Annotated in this window: 19 protein-coding genes; 14 read left to right on the top strand and 5 right to left on the bottom strand. The window is 43.7% G+C overall.

Features of this window, described 5'->3' with window-relative positions; genetic code table 11:
• The first annotated feature begins 8 nt into the window (after positions 1–8).
• The 9 genes from moaC (at position 9) to AC3CH4_RS10445 (ending at position 8,583) form a co-directional block, all read left to right on the top strand.
• Positions 9–488 (top strand): cyclic pyranopterin monophosphate synthase MoaC, encoded by a 480-nt coding sequence (gene moaC / locus AC3CH4_RS10485; RefSeq protein ID WP_004734026.1) that lies wholly within the window; start codon positions 9–11, stop codon positions 486–488.
• Entirely contained in the window at positions 485–730 is a 246-nt protein-coding gene (moaD, locus tag AC3CH4_RS10480) for a molybdopterin synthase sulfur carrier subunit (RefSeq protein WP_017107315.1), read from the top strand. The genes moaC and moaD overlap by 4 nt, the downstream gene beginning before the upstream one ends.
• 2 nt (positions 731–732) lie before the next feature.
• Entirely contained in the window at positions 733–1,206 is a 474-nt protein-coding gene (gene moaE, locus AC3CH4_RS10475) for a molybdopterin synthase catalytic subunit MoaE (protein WP_004734024.1), read from the top strand.
• A gap of 663 nt (positions 1,207–1,869) precedes the next feature.
• The gene (locus AC3CH4_RS10470) at positions 1,870–3,501 is read left to right on the top strand and encodes an ABC transporter substrate-binding protein (protein ID WP_065204943.1); all 1,632 of its coding nucleotides are present in this window, start codon (positions 1,870–1,872) and stop codon (positions 3,499–3,501) included.
• Positions 3,502–3,615: 114 nt separating this feature from the next.
• On the top strand, positions 3,616–4,536 hold the full coding sequence (gene oppB, locus AC3CH4_RS10465) for an oligopeptide ABC transporter permease OppB (protein WP_004734022.1): 921 nt from the start codon (positions 3,616–3,618) through the stop codon (positions 4,534–4,536).
• A 15-nt stretch (positions 4,537–4,551) separates the two neighbouring features.
• The gene (oppC, locus tag AC3CH4_RS10460; protein ID WP_054547243.1) at positions 4,552–5,454 is read left to right on the top strand and encodes an oligopeptide ABC transporter permease OppC; all 903 of its coding nucleotides are present in this window, start codon (positions 4,552–4,554) and stop codon (positions 5,452–5,454) included.
• Positions 5,455–5,496: 42 nt separating this feature from the next.
• Positions 5,497–6,468, top strand: coding sequence for an ABC transporter ATP-binding protein (gene oppD / locus AC3CH4_RS10455; RefSeq protein WP_017107310.1), 972 nt, complete (start codon positions 5,497–5,499; stop codon positions 6,466–6,468).
• Positions 6,465–7,451, top strand: a complete 987-nt coding sequence (gene oppF / locus AC3CH4_RS10450) for a murein tripeptide/oligopeptide ABC transporter ATP binding protein OppF (protein ID WP_004734019.1) — start codon at positions 6,465–6,467, stop codon at positions 7,449–7,451. The genes oppD and oppF overlap by 4 nt, the downstream gene beginning before the upstream one ends.
• Positions 7,452–7,644: 193 nt before the next feature.
• Positions 7,645–8,583 (top strand): glutathione S-transferase family protein, encoded by a 939-nt coding sequence (locus AC3CH4_RS10445; protein WP_054547244.1) that lies wholly within the window; start codon positions 7,645–7,647, stop codon positions 8,581–8,583.
• A 92-nt stretch (positions 8,584–8,675) separates the two neighbouring features.
• Here the strand turns inward: AC3CH4_RS10445 and pta are convergent, their stop codons facing one another.
• The gene (gene pta, locus AC3CH4_RS10440; RefSeq protein ID WP_004734017.1) at positions 8,676–10,841 is read right to left on the bottom strand and encodes a phosphate acetyltransferase; all 2,166 of its coding nucleotides are present in this window, start codon (positions 10,839–10,841) and stop codon (positions 8,676–8,678) included.
• Positions 10,842–10,988: 147 nt separating this feature from the next.
• On the bottom strand, positions 10,989–12,185 hold the full coding sequence (locus AC3CH4_RS10435) for an acetate kinase (RefSeq protein WP_004734016.1): 1,197 nt from the start codon (positions 12,183–12,185) through the stop codon (positions 10,989–10,991).
• A 344-nt stretch (positions 12,186–12,529) separates the two neighbouring features.
• Between AC3CH4_RS10435 and yfbV the strand changes: the two genes are divergently transcribed.
• From yfbV to AC3CH4_RS10415, 4 genes are all read left to right on the top strand, one after another.
• On the top strand, positions 12,530–12,982 hold the full coding sequence (yfbV, locus tag AC3CH4_RS10430) for a terminus macrodomain insulation protein YfbV (protein WP_017084030.1): 453 nt from the start codon (positions 12,530–12,532) through the stop codon (positions 12,980–12,982).
• 345 nt (positions 12,983–13,327) lie between these two features.
• The gene (locus AC3CH4_RS10425) at positions 13,328–14,293 is read left to right on the top strand and encodes an ABC transporter substrate-binding protein (protein ID WP_488542930.1); all 966 of its coding nucleotides are present in this window, start codon (positions 13,328–13,330) and stop codon (positions 14,291–14,293) included.
• A 190-nt stretch (positions 14,294–14,483) separates the two neighbouring features.
• Complete coding sequence (gene malZ, locus AC3CH4_RS10420) at positions 14,484–16,352, top strand: maltodextrin glucosidase (protein WP_488542929.1); 1,869 nt, start codon at positions 14,484–14,486, stop codon at positions 16,350–16,352.
• 189 nt (positions 16,353–16,541) lie between these two features.
• Positions 16,542–18,008 carry a GGDEF domain-containing protein gene (locus AC3CH4_RS10415; RefSeq protein WP_488542928.1) on the top strand — a complete coding sequence of 489 codons (1,467 nt, stop codon included), beginning with the start codon at positions 16,542–16,544 and terminating at the stop codon, positions 18,006–18,008.
• Between the two features lie 41 nt (positions 18,009–18,049).
• Here the strand turns inward: AC3CH4_RS10415 and dusC are convergent, their stop codons facing one another.
• On the bottom strand, positions 18,050–19,006 hold the full coding sequence (gene dusC, locus AC3CH4_RS10410; RefSeq protein ID WP_488542927.1) for a tRNA dihydrouridine(16) synthase DusC: 957 nt from the start codon (positions 19,004–19,006) through the stop codon (positions 18,050–18,052).
• Positions 19,007–19,203: 197 nt separating this feature from the next.
• Here dusC and AC3CH4_RS10405 point away from each other — a divergent pair, with 197 nt between their 5' ends.
• The gene (locus AC3CH4_RS10405; RefSeq protein WP_488542926.1) at positions 19,204–19,824 is read left to right on the top strand and encodes a YecA family protein; all 621 of its coding nucleotides are present in this window, start codon (positions 19,204–19,206) and stop codon (positions 19,822–19,824) included.
• Positions 19,825–19,933: 109 nt separating this feature from the next.
• Here the strand turns inward: AC3CH4_RS10405 and dsbB are convergent, their stop codons facing one another.
• On the bottom strand, positions 19,934–20,443 hold the full coding sequence (dsbB, locus tag AC3CH4_RS10400; protein ID WP_054547434.1) for a disulfide bond formation protein DsbB: 510 nt from the start codon (positions 20,441–20,443) through the stop codon (positions 19,934–19,936).
• A gap of 147 nt (positions 20,444–20,590) precedes the next feature.
• Positions 20,591–22,183, bottom strand: coding sequence for a Na(+)/H(+) antiporter NhaB (nhaB, locus tag AC3CH4_RS10395; RefSeq protein WP_054547248.1), 1,593 nt, complete (start codon positions 22,181–22,183; stop codon positions 20,591–20,593).
• Positions 22,184–22,796: the final 613 nt, after the last annotated feature.

Here is a 22,796-nt window from a genome sequence, read left to right as displayed (position 1 = left end):
GTTTGAGTATGAGCCAATTTACACACATTAACGCGTCTGGCGAAGCGAACATGGTCGATGTATCGGCTAAAGCTGAGACAGTACGTGAGGCGAGAGCAGAAGCTTTTGTTCAAATGTCAGCAGAGACGCTAGAGCTGATTGTTTCTGGCAGCCACCATAAAGGTGATGTTTTCGCAACGGCACGTATTGCTGGTATCCAAGCGGCGAAGAAGACGTGGGACTTGATTCCACTGTGTCACCCTTTGCTACTGACTAAAGTAGAAGTACAACTCGAAGCCATTGAGTCTGAAAACAAGGTTCGTATCGAATCGGTATGTAAGCTTGCTGGTAAGACCGGCGTAGAAATGGAAGCGCTAACGGCCGCTTCTGTTGCCGCGCTAACTATTTACGATATGTGTAAAGCTGTTCAGAAAGACATTGTTATCGAGAACGTACGCCTGTTAGAGAAGACGGGTGGTAAATCAGGTCACTTCAAGGTGGAATCATGATTACGGTACTTTTCTTTGCACAAACTCGTGAACTTGTCGGTGTTGATAGCCTAGAGATCGATGCGCAATACAATACTATTGAAGCGATTCGCAGCCACCTTGTAACAAAAGAAGGCAAATGGGATATCGCATTGGAAGAGGGCAAGCTGCTGGCAGCACTCAACCAATCAATCGTACCTTTGACGACTGAAGTGAAAGACGGCGACGAAGTGGCTTTCTTCCCACCAGTTACTGGAGGTTAACCATGAATGACTCTCGAGTTATTGATCCAAGAGTATTAGTGACTGCTGAAGACTTTTCTGTGGGTGGCGAATACGATTATCTAGCTCAAGGTACGGCTGCGGGAGCGGTTGTGACGTTTGTTGGTAAAGTTCGCGACATGAACCTTGGTGACAATGTGATAGGTTTGTCTCTAGAGCATTATCCGGGTATGACAGAGAAGTCTCTGAGTGAGATCTGTGATCAAGCTGAAGCGCGCTGGCCTATCCAGAAGATGCGAGTGATTCACCGCGTTGGTGACCTAGATATCGGTGACCAGATTGTTTACGTTGGTGTATCCAGTGCACATCGTGGCGCTGCCTTCGAAGCGTGTGAGTTTGTTATGGACTTTCTGAAAACCAAAGCGCCGTTTTGGAAAAAAGAACGTACTACTGAGGCGACTCGTTGGGTTGACTCTCGAGACTCCGACGCGAAAGCAGCGGAGCGTTGGAAGAAGTAATCCACTCCATAGCGTGTTTCGATCTTAACGTGAAAGCGTATTTCAGGTTGGGACGTAGATAGTAAGAAAGCCGACATTTGACGTCGGCTTTTTTGTGCGTGCTACAAAGTGATTTATAAATAAAAGGGTCTTTAATAAATGGCTAAGCAGTCAAGTTGCATATGAATTCAACGCGTGATTTAGTCTGTCTTGGTGCATTTCCAAATCCGTTTTGGTGCAGTGCTTTATGCTGTTTTGTATAAAGTGATAATCCTCACAAATAGTGCAGTCTATTTAGGGGATATGTGATGTGCAATTAGATTTCATGTGGCATTAATGTTAATTTGCCGACAGTGTTCTAGCATAAGATGCTAAATAAAAGTATCAATTCAGATACATCAACACTAAAGGCTGTTTTTTAATTAATTCCTATGTGTAATTAACTATTCATTAGGTTTTTATTAGAGATTTACACTGTGACCTTGAGTAATTCGGAGAATTATCCGATTTTTTGCGACTTGTTTATGGCAAATTACTTCAATGGTTGATAGTGTGTGCCTCAATCTTTGTAAGGTTTTAGATTTTTATGCTTAAATTTTGAGCTAAATAAATCTAAATCACTGCCGTTCAGTGAACTTAGCAAAGAAGTCATGGATGCAATACGTAAAACTTGGAGTTTATTAAATGTACAAGAATAAAATCACTCAGGCCCTTCTTCTAGGTGCTGGTTTGGCAGTGGCTGCCACTTCTACTCTTTCTATCGCTGCTGAAGTTCCAGCAGGCACGGAACTAGCAAAAGTTCAGGAACTTGTTCGCGGTAATGGTACTGAAGTTGCGACTATCGACCCACACAAATCTCAAGGTGTACCAGAATCTCACGTAATTCGTGATCTTCTAGAAGGTCTAGTGAACCAAGATGGCGAAGGTAATACAATCCCAGGTGTAGCCGAAAGCTGGGAAACGACGGACAATAAAACATTCACTTTCCACCTACGTAAAGATGCAAAATGGTCTAACGGCGATCCTGTAACAGCTGAAGATTTCGTTTACAGCTGGCAACGTGCAGTCGATCCTGCCACTGCTTCTCCATATGCTTGGTACATGGAATATACCAAGATGGTGAATGCGAAAGACATCGTAGCGGGTAAGAAAGACAAGAGTGAGCTAGGTGTTAAAGCTGTAGATGCAAACACGCTTGTTGTTGAACTAGATACAGCGGTACCATATTTCGTAATGATGATGGGCCACACAACAATGAAGCCAGTACATCAGGCGACTGTTGAAAAATTCGGTGACCAATGGACTAAGCCTGACCACTTCGTTGGTAACGGTGCATTCTCTGTTGATAAATGGGTTGTGAACGAGCGTTTAGTTCTAAAGCGTAACGACCAATACTGGAATAACGATAAGACGGTTCTTAATAAAGTAACGTTCCTACCAATCGAAAACCAAGTTGCGGAAATGAACCGTTTCCTATCTGGTGAAATCGACTTTACAAATGAACTTCCAACTGAGCATTTCAAGCGCCTTAAGAAAGAGTATGCGGAAGATGTATCTGTAGCAGGTAACCTATGTACTTACTACTACATCTTTAACACTAAGAAAGCACCATTTGATGATGTTCGTGTACGTAAAGCCATTTCTTACGCAATTGACCGTAATATCGTAAGTGACGCAATCCTAGCACAAGGTCAAAAACCAGCTTACTTCCTAACGCCTGAAATCACAGCTGGCTTTAACCCTGAACTTCCTGCTTACGGCAAGATGTCTCAAAAAGAACGTAATGAAGAAGCTGCTCGTCTTCTTGAAGAAGCGGGTTACGGTAAAGACAATCCACTTAACTTCAACCTACTTTACAACACTTCTGAAAACCATAAGAAGATTGCTGTAGCGCTGGGTTCTATGTGGAAGAAAACTCTAGGTCTTAAAGTAACGCTTGAAAATCAAGAGTGGAAAACTTACCTATCTTCTAAAGATTCAGGTGATTTCGAAGTAGCACGTGCTGGTTGGTGTGGTGACTACAACGAAGCGTCGTCATTCCTAACGCTAATGAAGAGTAACAACACTACCGGTGGTGTTCACTACGATAGTGCTGAGTACGACCAAATCATTGATAAAGCACTTAACTCTACATCAGCAGAAGAGCGTGAAGCACTTTACCTAGAAGCTGAGGCGTTAATGGCTAAAGACATGCCTATCGCACCTATCTACCAATACGTGAAATCACGTCTACTAAATCCGCACGTTGGTGGCTTCCCTATCAACAACGCGGAAGATAAGATCTTCTCGAAAGACTTATACATCAAAGCTCAATAATAAGCTTCGATTCTAAAAAGTTAATATAACTATAACGATACAGATACTACATGCGCAGAGCGCGCATGTAGCGTCTTTCTAATTTTAATTGTCACAGACTGAAAGAGTGAGTTTATGCTTAAATTCATTATGAAAAGGATATTTGAAGCGATTCCAACCATGTTGGTGTTGATCACTATATCTTTCTTTCTCATGCGTTTCGCTCCGGGTAACCCGTTTTCAAGCGAACGTCCATTGCCGCCAGAAGTTATGGCTAACATCGAAGCTAAATACGGCTTAGATAAACCTGTATTTGAACAGTACACCACGTACTTGACCAACATCCTTCAGGGTGACTTTGGTCCATCTTTTAAATACCAAGATTACACAGTAAATGAGCTGATTGCTGTTGCGCTTCCTGTATCTGCGAAGGTAGGTTTTGTTGCCTTTATCTTCACATTATTGATGGGGGTAACGGTCGGAACCATTGCCGCCTTGAAGCACAACACCTGGATCGACTACACCATAATGTCGACCGCCATGCTCGGGGTGGTGATGCCATCCTTCGTGTTGGCTCCAGCGCTTATCTACCTATTCTCTCTACACTGGCATATATTTCCAGCAGGTGGTTGGCACGGTGGTACGTACATGTACATCGTCCTACCCGTTATCGCGATGTCTCTTTTATACGTAGCAACCTTTGCTCGTATCACTCGCGGTAGCATGATTGAAACCCTAAACAGTAACTTTATCCGTACAGCTCGAGCTAAAGGTCTAAGTTACCGTTATATCGTTCTTAAACATGCGCTTAAGCCAGCAATGCTACCTGTTGTTTCATACATGGGGCCTGCGTTTGTAGGTATCATTACAGGTTCAGTTGTTGTTGAAACCATCTTCGGCCTACCGGGTATTGGTAAGCTGTTTGTTAATGCCGCGTTTAACCGTGATTATTCGTTAGTAATGGGTGTAACCATTTTGATTGGTTTCCTATTCATCTTGTTCAACGCAATCGTTGATATTTTACTAGCGCTTATTGACCCGAAAATTCGCTACTAGCAGGGACGCATGGTTATGTTGAAGAAAAAAGAAAACTTAGAAGCGATCGAAAAATTCTCTGAGAGTTTGGAAATTGAAGGTCGTAGCTTGTGGCAGGATGCGCGTATTCGTTTTATGCGCAACAAAGCCGCAATGATCAGTCTGTTCATTCTAATTGTTATGGTGCTATCGGTAATCTTCTTACCTATGTTGGCACAGCATGCTTACGATGATACTGACTGGTACGCAATGCACGTAGGCCCAAGTGCTGATCACTGGTTTGGTACCGACAGTTTAGGTCGTGACCTATATGTTCGTACGATGATTGGTGGCCGTATTTCTCTTATGGTTGGTGTGATGGGCGCATTCGTAGCTGTACTGATAGGTACGCTTTACGGTGCGGCTTCAGGTTTCATTGGCGGTCGTACTGACCGAGTGATGATGCGTATCCTTGAGATCTTATACGCGGTTCCTTTCATGTTCCTCGTGATCGTACTGGTGACATTCTTTGGTCGTAATATCGTACTTATCTTCGTTGCTATCGGTGCGATTGCTTGGCTCGATATGGCGCGTATTGTACGTGGCCAAACGTTGAGTTTACGTAGTAAAGAGTTCATTGAGGCTGCTCACGTATGTGGTGTCAGTAAATGGAAGATCATTACACGTCATATCGTACCGAACGTATTGGGTATTGTTGCGGTTTACTCAACGCTACTTATTCCAAGCATGATCCTTACTGAATCATTCTTATCTTTCCTTGGTCTTGGTGTTCAAGAGCCTATGACAAGTTGGGGCGCGCTGTTACAAGAAGGCTCGCAAACAATGGAAGTTGCTATTTGGCAACTGGCATTCCCAGCGGCATTCATGGTAGTTACGCTGTTCTGCTTTAACTACGTAGGTGATGGTCTGCGCGACGCGCTTGATCCAAAAGACAGATAAAGAAATAGCAATTAAAAGCTATAAAAGATTAAGGAAGCAATAATGAGCTTATTAGATGTCAAAGATCTGCGCGTCGAATTTACCACGCAAGATGGTACGGTAACCGCAGTAAACGACCTGAACTTCTCACTCAACCAAGGCGAAACGCTGGGTATTGTTGGTGAGTCGGGTTCGGGTAAATCTCAAACGGTATTTGCACTGATGGGACTGCTGGCTAAGAACGGTATCATCTCAGGCAGTGCAAAGTTTGAAGGTAATGAGATTCTCAATCTACCTGAGAAAGCACTGAACAAAGTTCGCGCTGAACAGATCGCGATGATCTTCCAAGATCCAATGACGTCACTGAATCCTTACATGAAAGTATGTGATCAGTTGATGGAAGTGCTTATGCTGCATAAAGGCATGGGCAAAGCGGAAGCGTTCGAAGAATCAGTACGCATGCTGGAAGCGGTGAAAATCCCTGAGGCACGTAAACGTATTACCATGTATCCACACGAATTTTCTGGCGGTATGCGTCAACGTGTGATGATTGCAATGGCTTTGCTATGTCGTCCAAAACTACTGATTGCTGATGAACCAACAACGGCGTTGGATGTAACCATTCAAGCGCAAATCATGGAATTGCTGAACGAGCTTAAAGATGAGTTCAATACAGCAATCATCATGATCACCCATGATTTGGGTGTAGTTGCCGGGTCTTGTGACAAAGTTCTAGTGATGTACGCTGGCCGTACCATGGAATACGGCACGGTAGATGAAATCTTCTATGAGCCAAGCCACCCTTATGCGGAAGGCCTGCTTAAAGCAATTCCTCGTTTGGATACCGAAGGTGAAATTCTGCCAACGATTCCAGGTAACCCGCCCAACTTACTTCGCCTACCAACCGGTTGTCCTTACCAAGACCGTTGTCACCGTGTAATGGACCGTTGTAAGCAAGAAGCACCAATTTTGCAACCATTTGCGAAAGATCGCCAGCGTGCTTGTTTTTCTGATTGGGAGACTTGGACAAAATGAGTAAAGAATTACTATTAGATATTAAAAACCTTAAGGTTCACTTTAGCATTGCGGCTAAGTCTGCTTGGCCTTGGGCGAAACCATCAAACCTTAAAGCGGTTGATGGTGTGGATGTTCACCTTTACGAAGGTGAGACTCTGGGTGTAGTAGGTGAGTCTGGCTGTGGTAAATCAACATTTGCCCGCGCAATTATTGGTTTAGTTGAGGCAACTGAAGGCGAAGTGATGTGGTTAGGTCAAGACCTGACTAAGATGCAGGAAGTGAAGCGTCGTGAGACTCGTAAAGAGATTCAGATGATCTTCCAAGACCCGCTAGCATCACTTAACCCACGTATGTCAGTTGGAGACATTATTGCTGAGCCTCTACAAACTTTCTATCCAGAGCTTTCTAAACAGGAAGTGAAGGACAGAGTTAAAGAGATGATGGCAAAGGTTGGTCTACTACCCAACGTAATCAACCGTTACCCACATGAATTTTCTGGTGGTCAGTGTCAACGTATCGGTATCGCACGTGCACTTATCTTGAAACCTAAGATGATCATCTGTGATGAGCCGGTTTCTGCTCTGGATGTATCTATCCAAGCTCAAGTAGTAAACCTTCTTATGGAACTACAGAAAGAGTTAGGTTTGTCTTTGGTATTCATCGCGCACGATTTGTCGGTTGTGAAACACATTTCTGACCGTGTATTGGTGATGTACTTAGGTAATGCTGTTGAGCTAGGTGAATCAGATGCCTTGTTTTCAGATCCTAAACACCCATATACCAAAGCATTGATGTCTGCAGTTCCGATTCCAGACCCACGCTTAGAGCGCAGTAAAACCATTCAGATGCTGGAGGGTGATCTCCCATCACCAATTAATCCACCATCAGGTTGTGTGTTCCGTACTCGTTGCCCTGAAGCAACCGAGGCCTGCGCGCAAACCAAGCCAACCATTCAAGGCGATGACGTACACGCAGTATCTTGCTTGCACGTACAAGTCTAGAACCCGTTTGATACGGTTCAGCCTGTGACAGGCTTAAGCGCAACTTTTTTATGAGTTGCGCTTTTTTTGTGCCCCAAATTTCTCATGAATAACCTTCTTCAAATAATTCGAACAACTAAGCCAACTTCTTCTAGTTTTGAAAAATTAGGTTTTTCTTATACTAGAGAAAAGTTTGGATGACAGAGGTTTGGATATGGGCAAGTTAGTTGAAGGTGTTTGGCACGATGTGTGGTACGACACCAAAGAAAGCGGTGGTAAGTTCGTTCGTGAAGATGCGGGCTTTCGTAGTTGGATCGAAAACAAAGCCGGCGCGCAGTTTGAACCAGAAAGTGGTCGTTACCATCTATACGTATCGTTAGCTTGTCCTTGGGCGCACCGAACTCTTATCTTCCGAGAGCTGAAAGATTTAACCGATCATATTGACGTGACAGTGGTTTGCCCCGATATGATGAGCGAAGGTTGGCAAATGGGTTTACCTGAACCTCTGTTTGGTCATACTCGTATGCACCAAATCTATACTCAAGCCAAACCTGACTACTCAGGCCGAGTAACAGTTCCAGTGCTTTGGGATAAGAAAACCAACACCATCGTGAGTAACGAGTCCTCTGAAATTATCCGCATGTTCAACTCAGAATTTAATGAGTTAACAGGCAATACGGATGACTACTATCCGTGGGAATTGTCGAAGAAGATTGATGAGTGGAATGACTACATCTATCCAAGCATCAATAACGGTGTTTATCGTACTGGCTTTGCAACCACTCAAGAAGCTTATGAAGAAGCGTATGACGCGTTATTTGAGGCGTTAGACAAAGTAGATGCACATCTTAGTGAACATCGTTATCTAGCGGGTAATGACATCACAGAAGCAGATTGGAGATTGTTTACCACTCTGGTTAGATTCGATGCGGTGTATGTTGGCCACTTTAAGTGTAACAAGCAGCGAATTTCAGACTACGTCCACATTCAGGGCTACTTAAAAGAGCTCTACCAGATCGAAGGCATTAAAGAGACGACCGATTTCTATCACATCAAACGTCACTACTATTACAGCCACACAGGTATCAACCCAACCCAAGTTGTGCCGAAAGGACCTGCGCTAGATTTAGAATCAACCCATGGGCGAGGCTAGATTCATCTTAAGAGCATCAAATAACCTTAAACGGTAGACATAAAAAAACCCTAGATAAGAACCTAGGGTTTTTTGCTTCTACAAAAGAAAAATTAGTTAATTACTTTTTCTTCAGCTTGAGCTGCTTGGTCTGCTTGGATAGCCGTTAGAGCTACTGTGTAAACGATATCGTCTACTAGAGCGCCACGAGACAAGTCATTTACTGGCTTGCGCATACCTTGAAGCATTGGACCGATAGACACTAGGTCTGCTGAACGCTGTACAGCTTTGTAAGTCGTGTTACCCGTGTTTAGGTCTGGGAATACGAATACTGTCGCTTTACCTGCAACTGGAGAGTTAGGCGCTTTAGAAGCGGCTACGTTTTCCATGATTGCTGCGTCGTACTGAAGAGGACCGTCGATCACTAGATCAGGACGTTTCGCTTGAGCAAGTTTCGTTGCTTCACGTACTTTATCTACGTCTGCACCTTTACCAGATTCACCAGTAGAGTAAGAGATCATAGCAACGCGTGGGTCGATACCAAATGCCGCAGCAGAATCTGCAGATTGGATAGCGATTTCAGCAAGCTGTTCAGCTGTTGGATCTGGGTTGATCGCACAGTCACCGTATACAAGAACTTGATCAGGCAGAAGCATGAAGAAGATTGAAGATACGATAGAAGCATCAGGTGCTGTCTTGATGATCTGGAACGGAGGAACGATTGTGTTCGCCGTTGTGTGAACAGCACCAGAAACTAGGCCGTCAACTTCACCCGCTTCAAGCATCATAGTACCTAGGAATACTGAATCGTCTAGCTTCTCACGAGCGACAACTTCAGTCATACCTTTAGCGCCACGAAGTTCTACTAGACGAGCTACGTAGTTTTCGCGAACTGATGCAGAATCGATGATCTCAACGCCAGCGCCTAGCTCAACACCTTGTTGTGCAGCAACGCGACGGATTTCGTCTGGGTTACCAAGAAGCACACAAGTTGCGATACCGCGTTCAGCACAGATAGAAGCTGCTTTAACAGTACGTGGCTCATCGCCTTCAGGAAGAACGATACGCTTAGCCGCTTTACGAGCAAATTCAGTTAACTGGTAACGGAATGCTGGTGGGCTTAGACGACGAATGCCTTGAGTACCTTCAGATAGAGAATCAATCCAAGGGCCATCAATGTGGCTTGCAACGTGATCGTTAACGAACTCGATACGCTCTTTATCGTCTGCAGGAACTTCTAGGTTGAAGCTCTGTAGGTTTAGAGACGTCTGCCAAGTGTTACCTTGAGCCTTGAAGATCGGTAGACCTGAAGCGAATGCTGGCGCACAAAGGTTAGCAATGCTTTCTGGAATGTCGTAACCGCCAGTCAGTAGGATTGCGCCAATCTCAACACCGTTTTTCGCAGCAAGAGCCGCAGCAACGATAACGTCAGGACGGTCTGCAGAAGTTACTAGCAGTGAACCTGGTTTGAAGTGCTCAATCATGTGCGGTAGAGAACGTGCACAGAAAGTGATGCTCTTAATACGACGAGTTGAGATTTCACCTTCGTTAACGATTTCAGCGTTAAGGTGCTTAGCCATATCAACCGCGCGAGTTGCGATTAGGTCGATGCTCCATGGCACACAGCCAAGAACACGGATAGGGCTAGAATTGAAGATTTGCATTACTTCAAGGTTCGCTTGTTGAGCGCTATCTGCATCATCGAAGATTTCAGAAAGGTCAGGGCGAGTACGGCCAGCTTCATCAACAGGTGCATTCAGTTTGTTAATAATAACGCCTGAGATGTTCTTGTTTTTAGTGCCGCCGAAGTTAGAACATGCTACTTCGATGTGCTCTTTAAGCTGAATAGGGTTGTACGTACCTGGAGTCGCAACGAATACGATCTCTGCGCCTAGTGTTTTAGCGATTTCCGCGTTCACTTGGTTAGCAAATGGGTGCTTACGAGTAGGTACTAGACCTTCGATAAGCGTTACTTCTGCATCTTTGTTGATCTTGTTGTATTGCTCAACAACAGACTCTAGAAGCTCGTCCATTTTTTCGCTACCGATCAAAGCTTCAGCTTTAGTCATTGCGATTGGCTCACCAATCTTAATGTCGCTGTTTGCACTGATGATAGTAGACGTTAAATCAGGTTGGTTACCACCGCTGCGAGGTTGAGCGATTGGCTTGTAGAAAGAAACACTTACGCCCTTACGCTCCATAGCGCGAAGAACACCCATGCTAACACTAGTAAGACCAACACCAGCGCTTGTAGGGATAAGCATAATAGTACGGGACATTGACGAACACCTTTGACTATTGGAAATAAAAAAAGCTCAACTGCTATTCCCACCGATATTTAAATTGGGGTAGGAATAGAAGTTGAGCCCCATTTTCTTGATATGAAAAACTGACTAGCTTCGAGTGAAGCTAGTCAGGAAAATCAATTAAAGACCTGCTAGTTTCGCAGTGTCTTCAGCAATTACTAGCTCTTCATTAGTAGAGATAACCATTGCAGGGATACGGCTGTTAGCTGTAGTGATAGTACCTTCGCCGCCGAAACGTGCTTTAAGGTTAGCTTCGCTGTCAACTTCGATGCCGAAGATGCCTAGGCGGTTAAGAACCATTTCACGGATTGGGCCAGAGTTCTCGCCGATGCCGCCAGTGAAAGTGATTGCGTCTAGACGGCCTTCTAGAGTTGCAGTGTAACCAGCAACGTACTTAGCTAGACGGTGACAGAACACGTCCATTGCACGAGTTGCTTCTTCTTTCTCACCGTAGTTGTCTTCAACGAAACGACAGTCAGAAGTCACTTCAGTTAGACCAGCTAGGCCAGACTCTTTAGTTAGCATGTTGTTGATTTCTTCAACAGAGTAACCAAGAGCGTCGTGCAGGTGGAAGATGATCGCAGGATCAAGGTCACCACAACGAGTACCCATTACTAGACCTTCAAGAGGAGTAAGACCCATAGAAGTATCTACAGATTGACCGTTCTTGATTGCACATACCGATGCGCCGTTGCCTAGGTGACAGTTGATGATGTTAACTTCTTCAACTGGCTTGTTTAGTAGACCAGCTACTTCACGAGTAATGAACAGGTGAGAAGTACCGTGCATGCCGTAACGACGGATGCCGTGCTCTTTGTACAGGTTGTACGGTAGAGCGTATAGGTAAGACTCAGAAGGCATTGTTTGGTGGAACGCAGTGTCAAATACAGCAACGTTTTGTAGACCAGGGAAGTTCTGTTGAGCCGCTTCGATACCGATAAGGTGAGCTGGGTTATGAAGAGGTGCGAAAGTCGCAGCGTCTTGAATACCCTTAAGAACTTCATCAGTGATAAGTGCAGAAGAAGTGAACTGCTCGCCACCGTGTACGATACGGTGACCGATAGCGCCAAGGTTAGCTTTAAGCTCAGGCTTAGAAGCAAGAATAGTTTCTACCATGAAAGATAGTGCTTCTACGTGAGCTGCGCCCGCGCCTAGTTGTGCTTCATGCTTGCCGTCAAGTTTCCACTTCATACGAGCTTCTGGAAGACCAAGACACTCAGCAAGACCAGTTAGGTGCTCAGCACCTGTTTCTGCATCAACAACAGCAAATTTAAGAGAAGAACTACCACAGTTTAAAACTAAAACTAGCTTAGACATTAATGACTACCTGTTTATTTTTCTGATCGAAATCAGTTAAGGATGAAAATTAATCTCAAGAATAGTCGATGCACATAGGCTTGCGTACTAACCTTGGTCAAAAAAACGTTAATTTCCGTATTAAAGTGAAAGCGCACTTTTTCAGAAAAAGAGGCTTTTGCATTCCTTGCAGAAGTCGTCCCAAAGTTGCTTAAATTGTAAATAAGGGCAACAATGAGATTGAGGTCTGCAAATAATAGCGATATTGTGCAAATATAACAAAAAAATTTGAAAGAATATTATTTTTCGTCAAATTTTTGTGTTTTTAGTTGATGATTTCAACTTTTTTTTAATGGGAGACTCATATGAGTAATAGAGTTGGTTTAGCGAGCAGTTTAAAAGATGGCCAAAAGTACATGGATCTCTGGCCTGTTCGAAAAGAGTTAAACGCTATCTTCCCTGAACAGCGCATCATTAAAGCCACGCGTTTTGGTGTGAAAGTGATGCCAGCGATAGCTGCTATTAGTATTCTTACACAAATGGTCTTCAACAATTATCATGCGATGCCGCAAGCTGTGGTTATGGCGTTGTTTGCGATCAGCTTACCGCTTCAAGGCATGTGGTGGTTAGGTAACCGTTCGAACACTCAATTACCGCCAGCATTGGTTTCTTGGTATCGAGAGTTGCACGAGAAGATCAGCGAAACAGGTTTTGCATTGGAACCAATGAAACCACGCCCTCGTTACAAAGAGTTGGCGATCATTTTGAATCGCGCATTTCGTCAACTAGACAAATCTTCAATGGAACGTTGGTTCTAAAAGGTCGTCTTATCTCTCCCTCTAGTCTGAGAACAGCCATACATTATCGATAGCTCGTTCTCAGATTTGCTCCTCTCTTCTAATCGCTTCACTTGCCCTTTACTCACTTAGTCTTTATTCATTTAGCTTTGCCTTTATTTGCCGTGCTTATCTTGTATTCATTGAGTTTCTTACCTTTTAAATCAAACAAGCCCGCTTATCCCCGCATAATTCGAACCTTGTTGTATTTTTGTTAAATATCACTTCAAGTTATCAATGGTTACTGGTAATAATGTCAATAGTGATTTTTGATGTTGTTCTCTTCGAGCGAGTAATAACGAGTAGGGCTTGATTTAGGGAGCGATAATGAGTTCTGTAAGAAAGGTATTGGCAGCGGTTTTAAGCTGTCTGTTGTTGCTATGGACTGGCAATGTAATGGCGAACGTTGCCAAAGTGTCGGTTTCACAAGTTGTCGACCATCCAGATCTGAATGCGACACGCTTAGGACTCATCGAAGGGTTAAGAGTTAAAGGCTATGAAGCGGGTAAAAATTTAGAGTTCTCTTATGAAATGGCTAATGGCAGTCCGGCGCAAGCCGCAAAAATTGCCAGAGAGTTAGTCAGCGAAAACCCCCACGTATTAGTGGGTATCGCGACACCTACTTCGCAAGCTTTAGTTTCTGCAACGCGATCTATTCCTATTGTGTTTACCGCGGTTACTGATCCAATTGGTGCGAGACTGGTCAAACACTTAGATAAACCGGGACGAAATGTCACGGGCCTTTCTGACTTGTCACCTATTTCCCAGCACGTATCTCTGATTAAAGAGCTCCTTCCTCAGGCAAGCTCAATTGGGGTTGTTTATAATCCGGCAGAAGCAAATGCCGTCGCGTTAGTTGGGCTATTAAAGAAGTCTGCAAGAGACTTTGGTTTTACTCTGCACACTGAAAAAGCGCTAACCATCGATGATGTAGAATCAAAAACCGAATCCATTGCTAAGAAGTCTGATGTTATTTACGCACTGACAGATAACACTGTTGCCAGTGGTATCGAAGGGCTTATAGAAGCTGCGAACCGGGCTGGAACGCCAGTGGTTGCCGGAGCGACGTCTTACGTGGGTAAGGGGGCGATAGCTGGCTTAGGTCTAGATTACTATGACGTTGGGGTGCAAACCGCCGATTATGTGGTTGCTATTCTGAACGGACAAAAACCGGGTAAGCTGAGTGTTAAAACTGCACAGAGTTCGCAACTGGTTGTGAATTTGGATGCTGCTCGTGAGCTTGGTGTCACATTGCCTCAGTCTGTAATTGATCGTGCGATAGTTAGCCGTTGATGGAGCAGTTGCAAATTGGATCTCCTCTTGAAAAATGATCGATTAATTTGATCATTTTGAGAGAAATCGACTTACTGTAAACAAAGTGGATCTACAAAGCGTGATCTACTTTGACTGATGTTGTTTTCCTCGTTGTGGTCAAAGAAATTTTTCATATCTTAAGCAAATTAAATATTGCTCGAGAACCGCTATGAAACCTTTTATCTTTCATGCTCAAACCTCCGATTACTTCCACGAAAAAGAGGGTGTGCTAACCGTAACATTAATGTCTGAACGCACTGACTGGAATAAGGTTCAGTTGAGGCATGAGCCAGATAACGAAGAGTATCTACTCGACATGGTGCAAGTTGGTACTGAAGGGCGGTTGACGCTGTGGCAAGCCTCTTTCCCTGCGAATACAGACAGAAACGTTACTCACTATGCGTTCAAGCTTGTCGATTCAAAAGGACAGTATTGGCTTGATGCTAAGGGCGTCCATAGCCGCGTTGCGAGTCGTGAGTTTCACTTTAAGTTTAATACCCAACATCGCCCACCATCATGGGTGTCGGAGCAGGTATTTTATCAAATCTTCCCTGAACGATTTTGCAACGGAAATCCGAGTATCAGTGTCAAAGCGGGCGAGTATCGCTTAAAAGAAGATACCTTAGATGTCGTAGTGAAAGAATGGGGCGAGTCTGTCGAAGGACACAATGGAACGGGCGCCGCAGAGTTCTTTGGTGGAGACTTAGCGGGTATTCATAGCAAGTTAGATTACCTACAAGATCTAGGCATCACCGCGTTGTATCTCAACCCCATTTTTCAGTCACCGAGCAACCATAAATACGACACAACCGATTACTACAATGTCGACTCCCATTTCGGGAGCAATGATGAGTTCTCTGCACTTTCAAAAGACATTCACACGCGTGAGATGAGAATCGTTCTGGATGCGGTATTTAATCACACTTCGGTTGAGCACCCTTGGTTTGATAAACTGAAAGCCACTGACTCCGGTGCATATGACAACCCAGGTTCGGTATTTCATGACTATTATTTTTTCGACCCCGAGAACACTCAGCAATATGTTAGTTGGAAAAATATTAGCTCACTTCCAGTCTTAAACTTCTCCAATGTTTCCGTGCGAGAACATATATACCAGTCACAAGACTCTGTGATTAAGCACTGGTTAAAAGCACCTTATAACATCGATGGCTGGCGCTTCGATGTGATTCATATGTTAGGTGAAGGCGAGGGAGCCTATAACAACGCACATTATGTGAAAGCATTCCGTGACTCAGCAAAAGCAGAGAACCCTGAAGCTTACATCTTGGGAGAGCACTTCTTCGAGGCCACATCATGGTTACAGGGAGAGCAAGAAGACGGATCGATGAACTATTATGGATTTGCTCACCCAGTTCGTGCGCTATTGGCCAAGCAAGACATCGCGTACGAGCCGATTGATATTGATATGTTGGCTTTTTCTGATTGGTTAGCTGAAGCGAGAGCTAAGGTTCCTTGGTTGAATCAATTATCGCAGCTAAATCAACTGGACAGTCATGATACGGCTCGACTGCTAACGCTTCTAAATGGTGACCAAGCTAAGCAAAAACTGGCGCTGACGTTACTGTTTACTTATATCGGAACTCCATGTTTGTATTATGGGACAGAAGTGGGATTAGAAGGTGGTCAAGACCCAGACAATCGCAGGTGCTTCCCGTGGGATAAAGAAGATACTTCGCATTGGTTCCCTTTCCATCAAGCGTTGATAAAACTAAGGACAGAACGCCGCAGCTTACAAAGTGGTGCTTACCTAGAGTTATATTGTGATGCAGGGACGTTAGTGTTTACTCGTTGCCTTAGGGGTGAAAAGACACTAGTTGTGCTCAACCTATCTCAAGATGAAAAAGAGTTGTCTTTACCTGTGTGGATGCTTGGACAAGAACAAGGGCAGTTGATTGAATTACAAGGTGAGTTGGTTGAGTTACAAGGTAAAGTGAAGAGCGAGCCAATTGTTAATGGTGTCGTTGATCTTGTTGTCACAGCGATGACAGCTAAGATTTATGACGTGGTAAATCGTTGAATTTAAACTGACTAAGACAGTATCCACTAACCCTGCTCAATGCTGGGTTAGTTTTTTAAAGGAGTCGATTGTTCAATGATACGGTCTGATTCATATCAACTTACACTCTTTTACCTCGAGGAAAATGTCCATTAATGTAATAATATTAATGGAGTAAATGAAAACAGCTGATCGCTAAGAGCACATTATATGAAAGTAAACAGGCACTTTAGCCTTACCTTTGTCTTCGGGTTTCCCGCAGTGATCGCCGCGATGCTACTTGGCCTAATAGGAAAGAACCACTTTGACGCGGTAGAAAAAGACATCAGCAGCGAATTCAACCGTATTGAAGACGTGTTCAAAGGAACCACTAAAGTTGTCACCGCCTTAGACTACAGTTTCTCAAATTACTACAAATCCGGTAATCCTCTTTTCCTCGACCACAACAAGCAAGTGGTTGATGATCTTTGCCGTATTTGGCCTATCGATAGCCTGCTTCTTGCCGATGGCAAAACTACCGACATTCCTTCAGTTGATATTGATTATATGCTGGTCGGTGAAGAATCTTTGTGTACAGAAACCAGCGGTACCTATAAAAGTGCTTCCGAGAAAATAGCTCTAGCACCTATTCTTTCATTTCTCTCTCAACTTGATGAATTCCACAATGGTGTGCATTTTATTGATAAACGCGGATACGTTATTTCGTCACCGGAAGATTTTGCTAAAGGGTTAGGAAAGGAATTACTTTCGACCATCAAAAGCCGTCCATATTGGCAAAGAACCGCTAACAACCCAGATCTACTGACTTTATCTGGCCCTGCATATCGGTTTGATTCCCTTGACCGAATTATTAGTATGACGATTCCCGTGTTCCATCAAGGAGTGCACCAAGGGATGCTCTCAGTAGATATTGATGCTGACAGGTTACTCGCGAGCTCTAATGAACATCTAGCGGGTCGGATCGATATTATTGATACGACTTTAGCTAACCCGATTGATACGGCCACGTTCTACCACGAGATTAAGCTAGAAGGGGTCGCGTCTCATCATGCGATGTACTATGAGTTGGATCTTGTTAGTGAAGTGGAGCACTTTTTCGTTTATGAAAAAGACAGCCTAATCGTCGCTATTATCGTGTACCTGTTCTCGGTTACGATTTTCTTTTATGTTAACTCCAATATTGAACGTGGTTACTTTAAAGAACTGGCAGCTAAAGACCCAATGACAGGGTTATTGAATCGACGAGGCTTAGAAGCGTTTTGGCGCAGCGTAGAGCACGATCAACTGTTTGCCTTAACGGTATTTGATATCGACAATTTTAAGTCAATTAATGATACTCATGGCCACGATAAAGGTGATGATGTGATTCGTTATATGTCACGTCAAATTAGTAACAGTGTTCGAAGTAGTGATGTGGCAGCACGGTTTGGCGGAGAAGAGTTTGTCGTTTATATGAAAGGCGATGATCGTGAGACGCTGATAAGGACATTAGAACGTGTAAAAAATGCGGTCTGCGCTAACTCGGCCGACATTGTTCCTAATGGATTTACGGTATCTGGCGGTGTTTGTATTGTTGAAACAGAGCAAAACAAGCTTAACTTTGAAGAGATATTTAAATACGCCGATGAAAAACTGTACGTGGCTAAGACGACGGGTAAAGACCGGATCGTATTTTAGCCACGCTATGAGGTTCAATATCGCGATAGGGGGGAACTAACTCAAACGGGTTGGTGGTATTCTTCTTGATAACGTTGAAGGCGCTCTACAATGGGTGGCGCTTTTTTGAAAGTACGAATTTCTTTAAATAGTTCGTTCGCTTCAGGGTAGCCTTTACTTAAATAGACAAACCATTGTTTCACTCTATTGGGGTAGTACATGCCTTTATCCCCTTTAATTTGAAACTCGGAATAACGCAATAAAAGTGCGATTACTTTATCCCATGGCATTTTCTGGTGGTTGTGCTTAACGACATTACCAAGGTTTGGAATATTAAAAGCGCCGCGGCAGACCATCAATGAATCAACACCTGTGGTTTCTATGCAATCTTGACCATCTTGGTAGTTCCAGATTTCCCCATTAGCAATCAACGGCAGAGAGGTTTTCTCTCTTATTTGATTGATGTAATCCCATTTGATTTCACTGGCTTTATAGCCGCCAACTTTGGTTCTTGCATGCACAGTGAGTTCGTCAGCTTTTGCTTGCTCGATAGCGTCGACAATTTCAAAGCACTCTTCCGGGTGCTCCCAACCCAATCGGATTTTTGCGGACACGGGAATATGCGCAGGGACTGCTTCTCGACAGGCGTTCACCACTTGATAGATGAGCTCTGGCTCTTTTAGCAGTGAAGCCCCACCATTACTTTTGTTTACCGCTTTTGCTGGGCACCCAAAATTAAGATCAATGCCTTTAGCGCCTAAGTTTGCCGCTTGAAAAGCATTTTCGGCCATCCAATTCGGGTGTTGCCCTAGAAGTTGCAGATGGACTGGTACACCTGCCATGGTTTGAGAGCCTTGATGCAGCTCTGGGCAAATACGGTGGAACACATGCGGAGGAAGAAGTTGATCAACGACGCGCACAAACTCTGTCACACAGAGATCGTAATCATTGATCTCTGTAAGAATCTCACGCATTAGGTGGTCTAGTACGCCCTCCATAGGGCCAAGTATTACTCGCATGCTGTTTTACCGAAACTGAGTGGACCGAAAAATTCGAGGCGTGATTGTACGGTTTGCTTACAGGATTGTCACTATGAGTATGGTTTACCTGTCTTGAGTGTACGCTACCCGGCTTGATGATGGTTTATCGCTTAATAGCGACATCTTGGGGAGTATGGCGTTATAATATCGAAAATGCCCCAATATTCAGAGCTTTCATGACATATCAATTATTAAGCCTACCGGAATCAATCACTGACATAACTCCACAGTTCATTGAAGGTTCAATCCTTGCTTCCAACTTAGCGACCAAACCACTCGATCCAGAAGAATGGTTAGCTATCGTTGCACCTGAAACAGGTAAAGAGCTTGTAACAATCGTGACGGAACAGATTAATCGCCAGCACAACCTGATTCAGCGTAGTGAATACTTACTGACAGACGTACTTGTTGATGGTGACTTTAACGAGCAATTCGCGGATTTCGCTGAAGGCTTTATGGTGGTTTGGCCAACAGTGGAAGAGCAGTGGCAAAGTGTGACTGTCGCGGATGGTACTCTGCGTATGCTGCAAGCACTCCTAACAACCTTGATGCTTGGGATTGATGAAGAGCAAACTCAGCAACAAATGGTCGCGGCCGGGCTCGAGAATCCACCAGCGCTTGCCGATTTAATCGATCAGATAGATCTGATGATTTCAGAGGTTGCAATGGCGGCTGATGAGGCGATGCTGGGTAATAAGTCACAGAGTGTGAACCCATTTAAAGATATCGGTCGAAACGACCCTTGCCCATGTGAAAGCGGCAAAAAGTTTAAACAATGCTGTGGCAAAAACAGCTAATCACGGCTTGTTGAGTAACTGACATTCTTTAAGTGATAAAAAGCTTAAGCGATAAAAAAGTCGACCTTGTGGTCGACTTTTTTGTTGTTCTAATTTAGATGATCTAGTGTTAATCGTTTTTCGATTTTACAAATTGAGATATAACCACAAAACCGAAAGCAACCAAGTTGCCCGCAAAGATAATCACTAGCCATTGAGGCATTGAAAGCTCTAAGAACTGCCATACCACCTTGCTACAGTCACCGTAAGCTTCAAACATCCACGGAGCCCATTGGTTTAAAGGTGCCCAGCTAGGGAAAGTAACGAATAAATCACAGGTTGCGAAAGGAGACGGATTAAACTGGTAATCGACGTGTTCTAAAGCCAACGTCAAACCTTTGTAGGCGCCAAATCCCCAACCAGCAAGGCCTAACCAACGTGATATCGGGTTATTCGGAGCAATAGCACCAATCATTGCAGCGATACCGATAGCAAGCATAGCAACGCGCTCATAGATGCACATCACACAAGGGCCAAGCATCATCACGTGTTGAAAGAAGAGAGCGCATGCCTCAAAAAAGACAATAAAAGCCAGCAGTAAAAGCCAAGATAAACGTCCCTTAGAGAAGTCTTTGAGCATTGCAAAAAAGTTCACGAATTTAATCCCGTCTATAAAATAAAAAAGCTCTGAATACTCAGAGCTTTTTATCTTGGATAAGTTTCCTAATCAACTAATATTTTTGATTAGTGAGTTACACATTTTATGGTTTGCGACACAGTGTTTAGCTTAATGACCGCCAGAGATAACTGGAGCAACAGCTTCACCAGTGCGCTGAATGATCCAACCTGCATCATAGAACCATGCTGTCATCGGCTCGACGAGGAACATGATACCTGCAAGACCAACAAGCGCTAATACGATGGTGTATGGCAGGGCCATGATAACCATGCGGCCATAAGATAGTCGAATTAGCGGAGCAAGTGCTGATGTTAATAGGAATAGGAATGCAGCTTGGCCGTTTGGCGTAGCAACTGAAGGTAGGTTCGTACCTGTGTTGATAGCAACAGCAAGTAGGTCGAACTGATCACGAGTAATGATGCCTTCAACCAGTGCTGTTTTCACTTCGTTGATGTATACCGTACCTACGAACACGTTATCTGACACCATCGATAAAATACCATTGGCCACATAGAATAGTGCAAGCTGTGCGCCTTTATCTTCAACGTGAAGTACTGCATCGATCACTGGTTTAAATAGTGATTGGTCGATGATTACAGCAACAACAGCGAAAAAGACGGCGAGAAGTGCAGTAAATGGCAGTGCTTCTTCAAAGGCTTTACCCATTGAGTGTTCTTCGATGACGCCCGTAAACGCCGTTGCTAGGATGATAACTGAAAGACCAATCAAACCAACTTCAGCGACGTGAAGTGCAAGGCCGACAATAAGCCAAACTGCGATTGCACTTTGAACCCATAGTTTTGCTACGTCTTGTTTTGTACGGTTTGCGCGTTCTTTGTTGTCAAATTCAACTAAGATTTGGCGAACATTATTTGGTAACTCCGCACCGTAGCCAAATACTTTGAATTTCTCTACAAGTGCACAAGTTAGAATACCGCAGAAGAAAACAGGCAGTGTTACAGGTAGCATACGGATGATAAATTCCCCGAATTCCCAGCCTGCTTGTTTAGCAATCACTAAGTTTTGTGGCTCGCCTACCATGGTCATTACACCACCGAGTGCAGTACCCACACCAGCGTGCATAAGTAGTGAACGTAGGAAAGCACGGTAGTTTTCTAAATCATCACGTGTAAGCTCAGAGATCTCTTCATCATGAGTATGATCGTGCGCTGACGTTGTGCCCTTACCTGATGCAACCTTGTGATAGATAGAGTAGAAGCCAACCGCAACGCTAATAACAACGGCGATTACTGTTAGAGCATCTAAGAATGCTGACAAGAAAGCAGCTGCGATACAGAAAGCGACAGAGAGTAGGATTTTGGATTGAATGCCAAGCAGGATCTTCGTGAAAATGAACAAAAGAAGTTCTTTCATGAAATAGATGCCAGCAACCATGAATACTAATAAGAGTAAAACTGGAAGGTTTGCTTGTAGCTCATGATAAACCATTTCGGGTTTGGTCATGCCAATGGCGACCGCTTGAATTGCCAATAAACCACCCGGTTGAAGAGGGTAGCATTTTAGAGCCATAGCTAGAGTGAAAATAAACTCAACCACTAATAGCCAGCCCGCAACAAATGGGTCAACTAGGAAGAAAACAAACGGGTTGATGATTAAAAAGGAAATGATGGCAAGTTTATACCAATCAGGAGCCTTACCAAGGAAGTTCTTGATAAAAGCGTTTCCGAGAGACATCGGCATGTTAATACTCTTTTATGTTGATTATGAATAGATAAGCAATACAACATTTGAGAATCGAGCTATAGAGGTTGTTAAAAACTATAACTAACAGTGACTTAGAAAAACTACATTCCATGTAATGTTCTGTGGTCTTGCCAAGTCACTCCCTTAGAAACTCAAGCACTGCTAATTTTTGAGCGCAACTCTACTCTTAGATAACATTTAGTCAACAGGAAAACCCCTGTAGCCCTAAAAATACCTCTTTTTTGTTGAGAAACGCGATCAAAGTAGCGCAAGCATACCACTTAAAATGTGATAAAAACCGACTAGAATCAATATTTCAGCGAAATGATTGAAATTAACAGAATAACGACGGTTTATATATGATTATTACAACTTAACATTGCAAATTAATAACTTTGAAATTATGACCAATCTCATTGATTTTAAAGAAAATTTGTTGTGTTAATAATTTGTTGAAATGGTGGTTTATCGTTGCTTGCTTTTCAAACCTAGGGTGCAAACGTGTGCTGAACTTTAGAGTTTTAACTCTACTGGTGTTTTGGGTGAGTAAAATTTTTGAGGGTGTTTCCGCTGGGTGTGAACTAGTGGTATGATGAGTAAATTAGAACAG

The organism is Vibrio sp. QJM3NY_26 (genome assembly GCF_057786005.1).
This window is presented reverse-complemented; position numbering and strand designations above follow the sequence as displayed.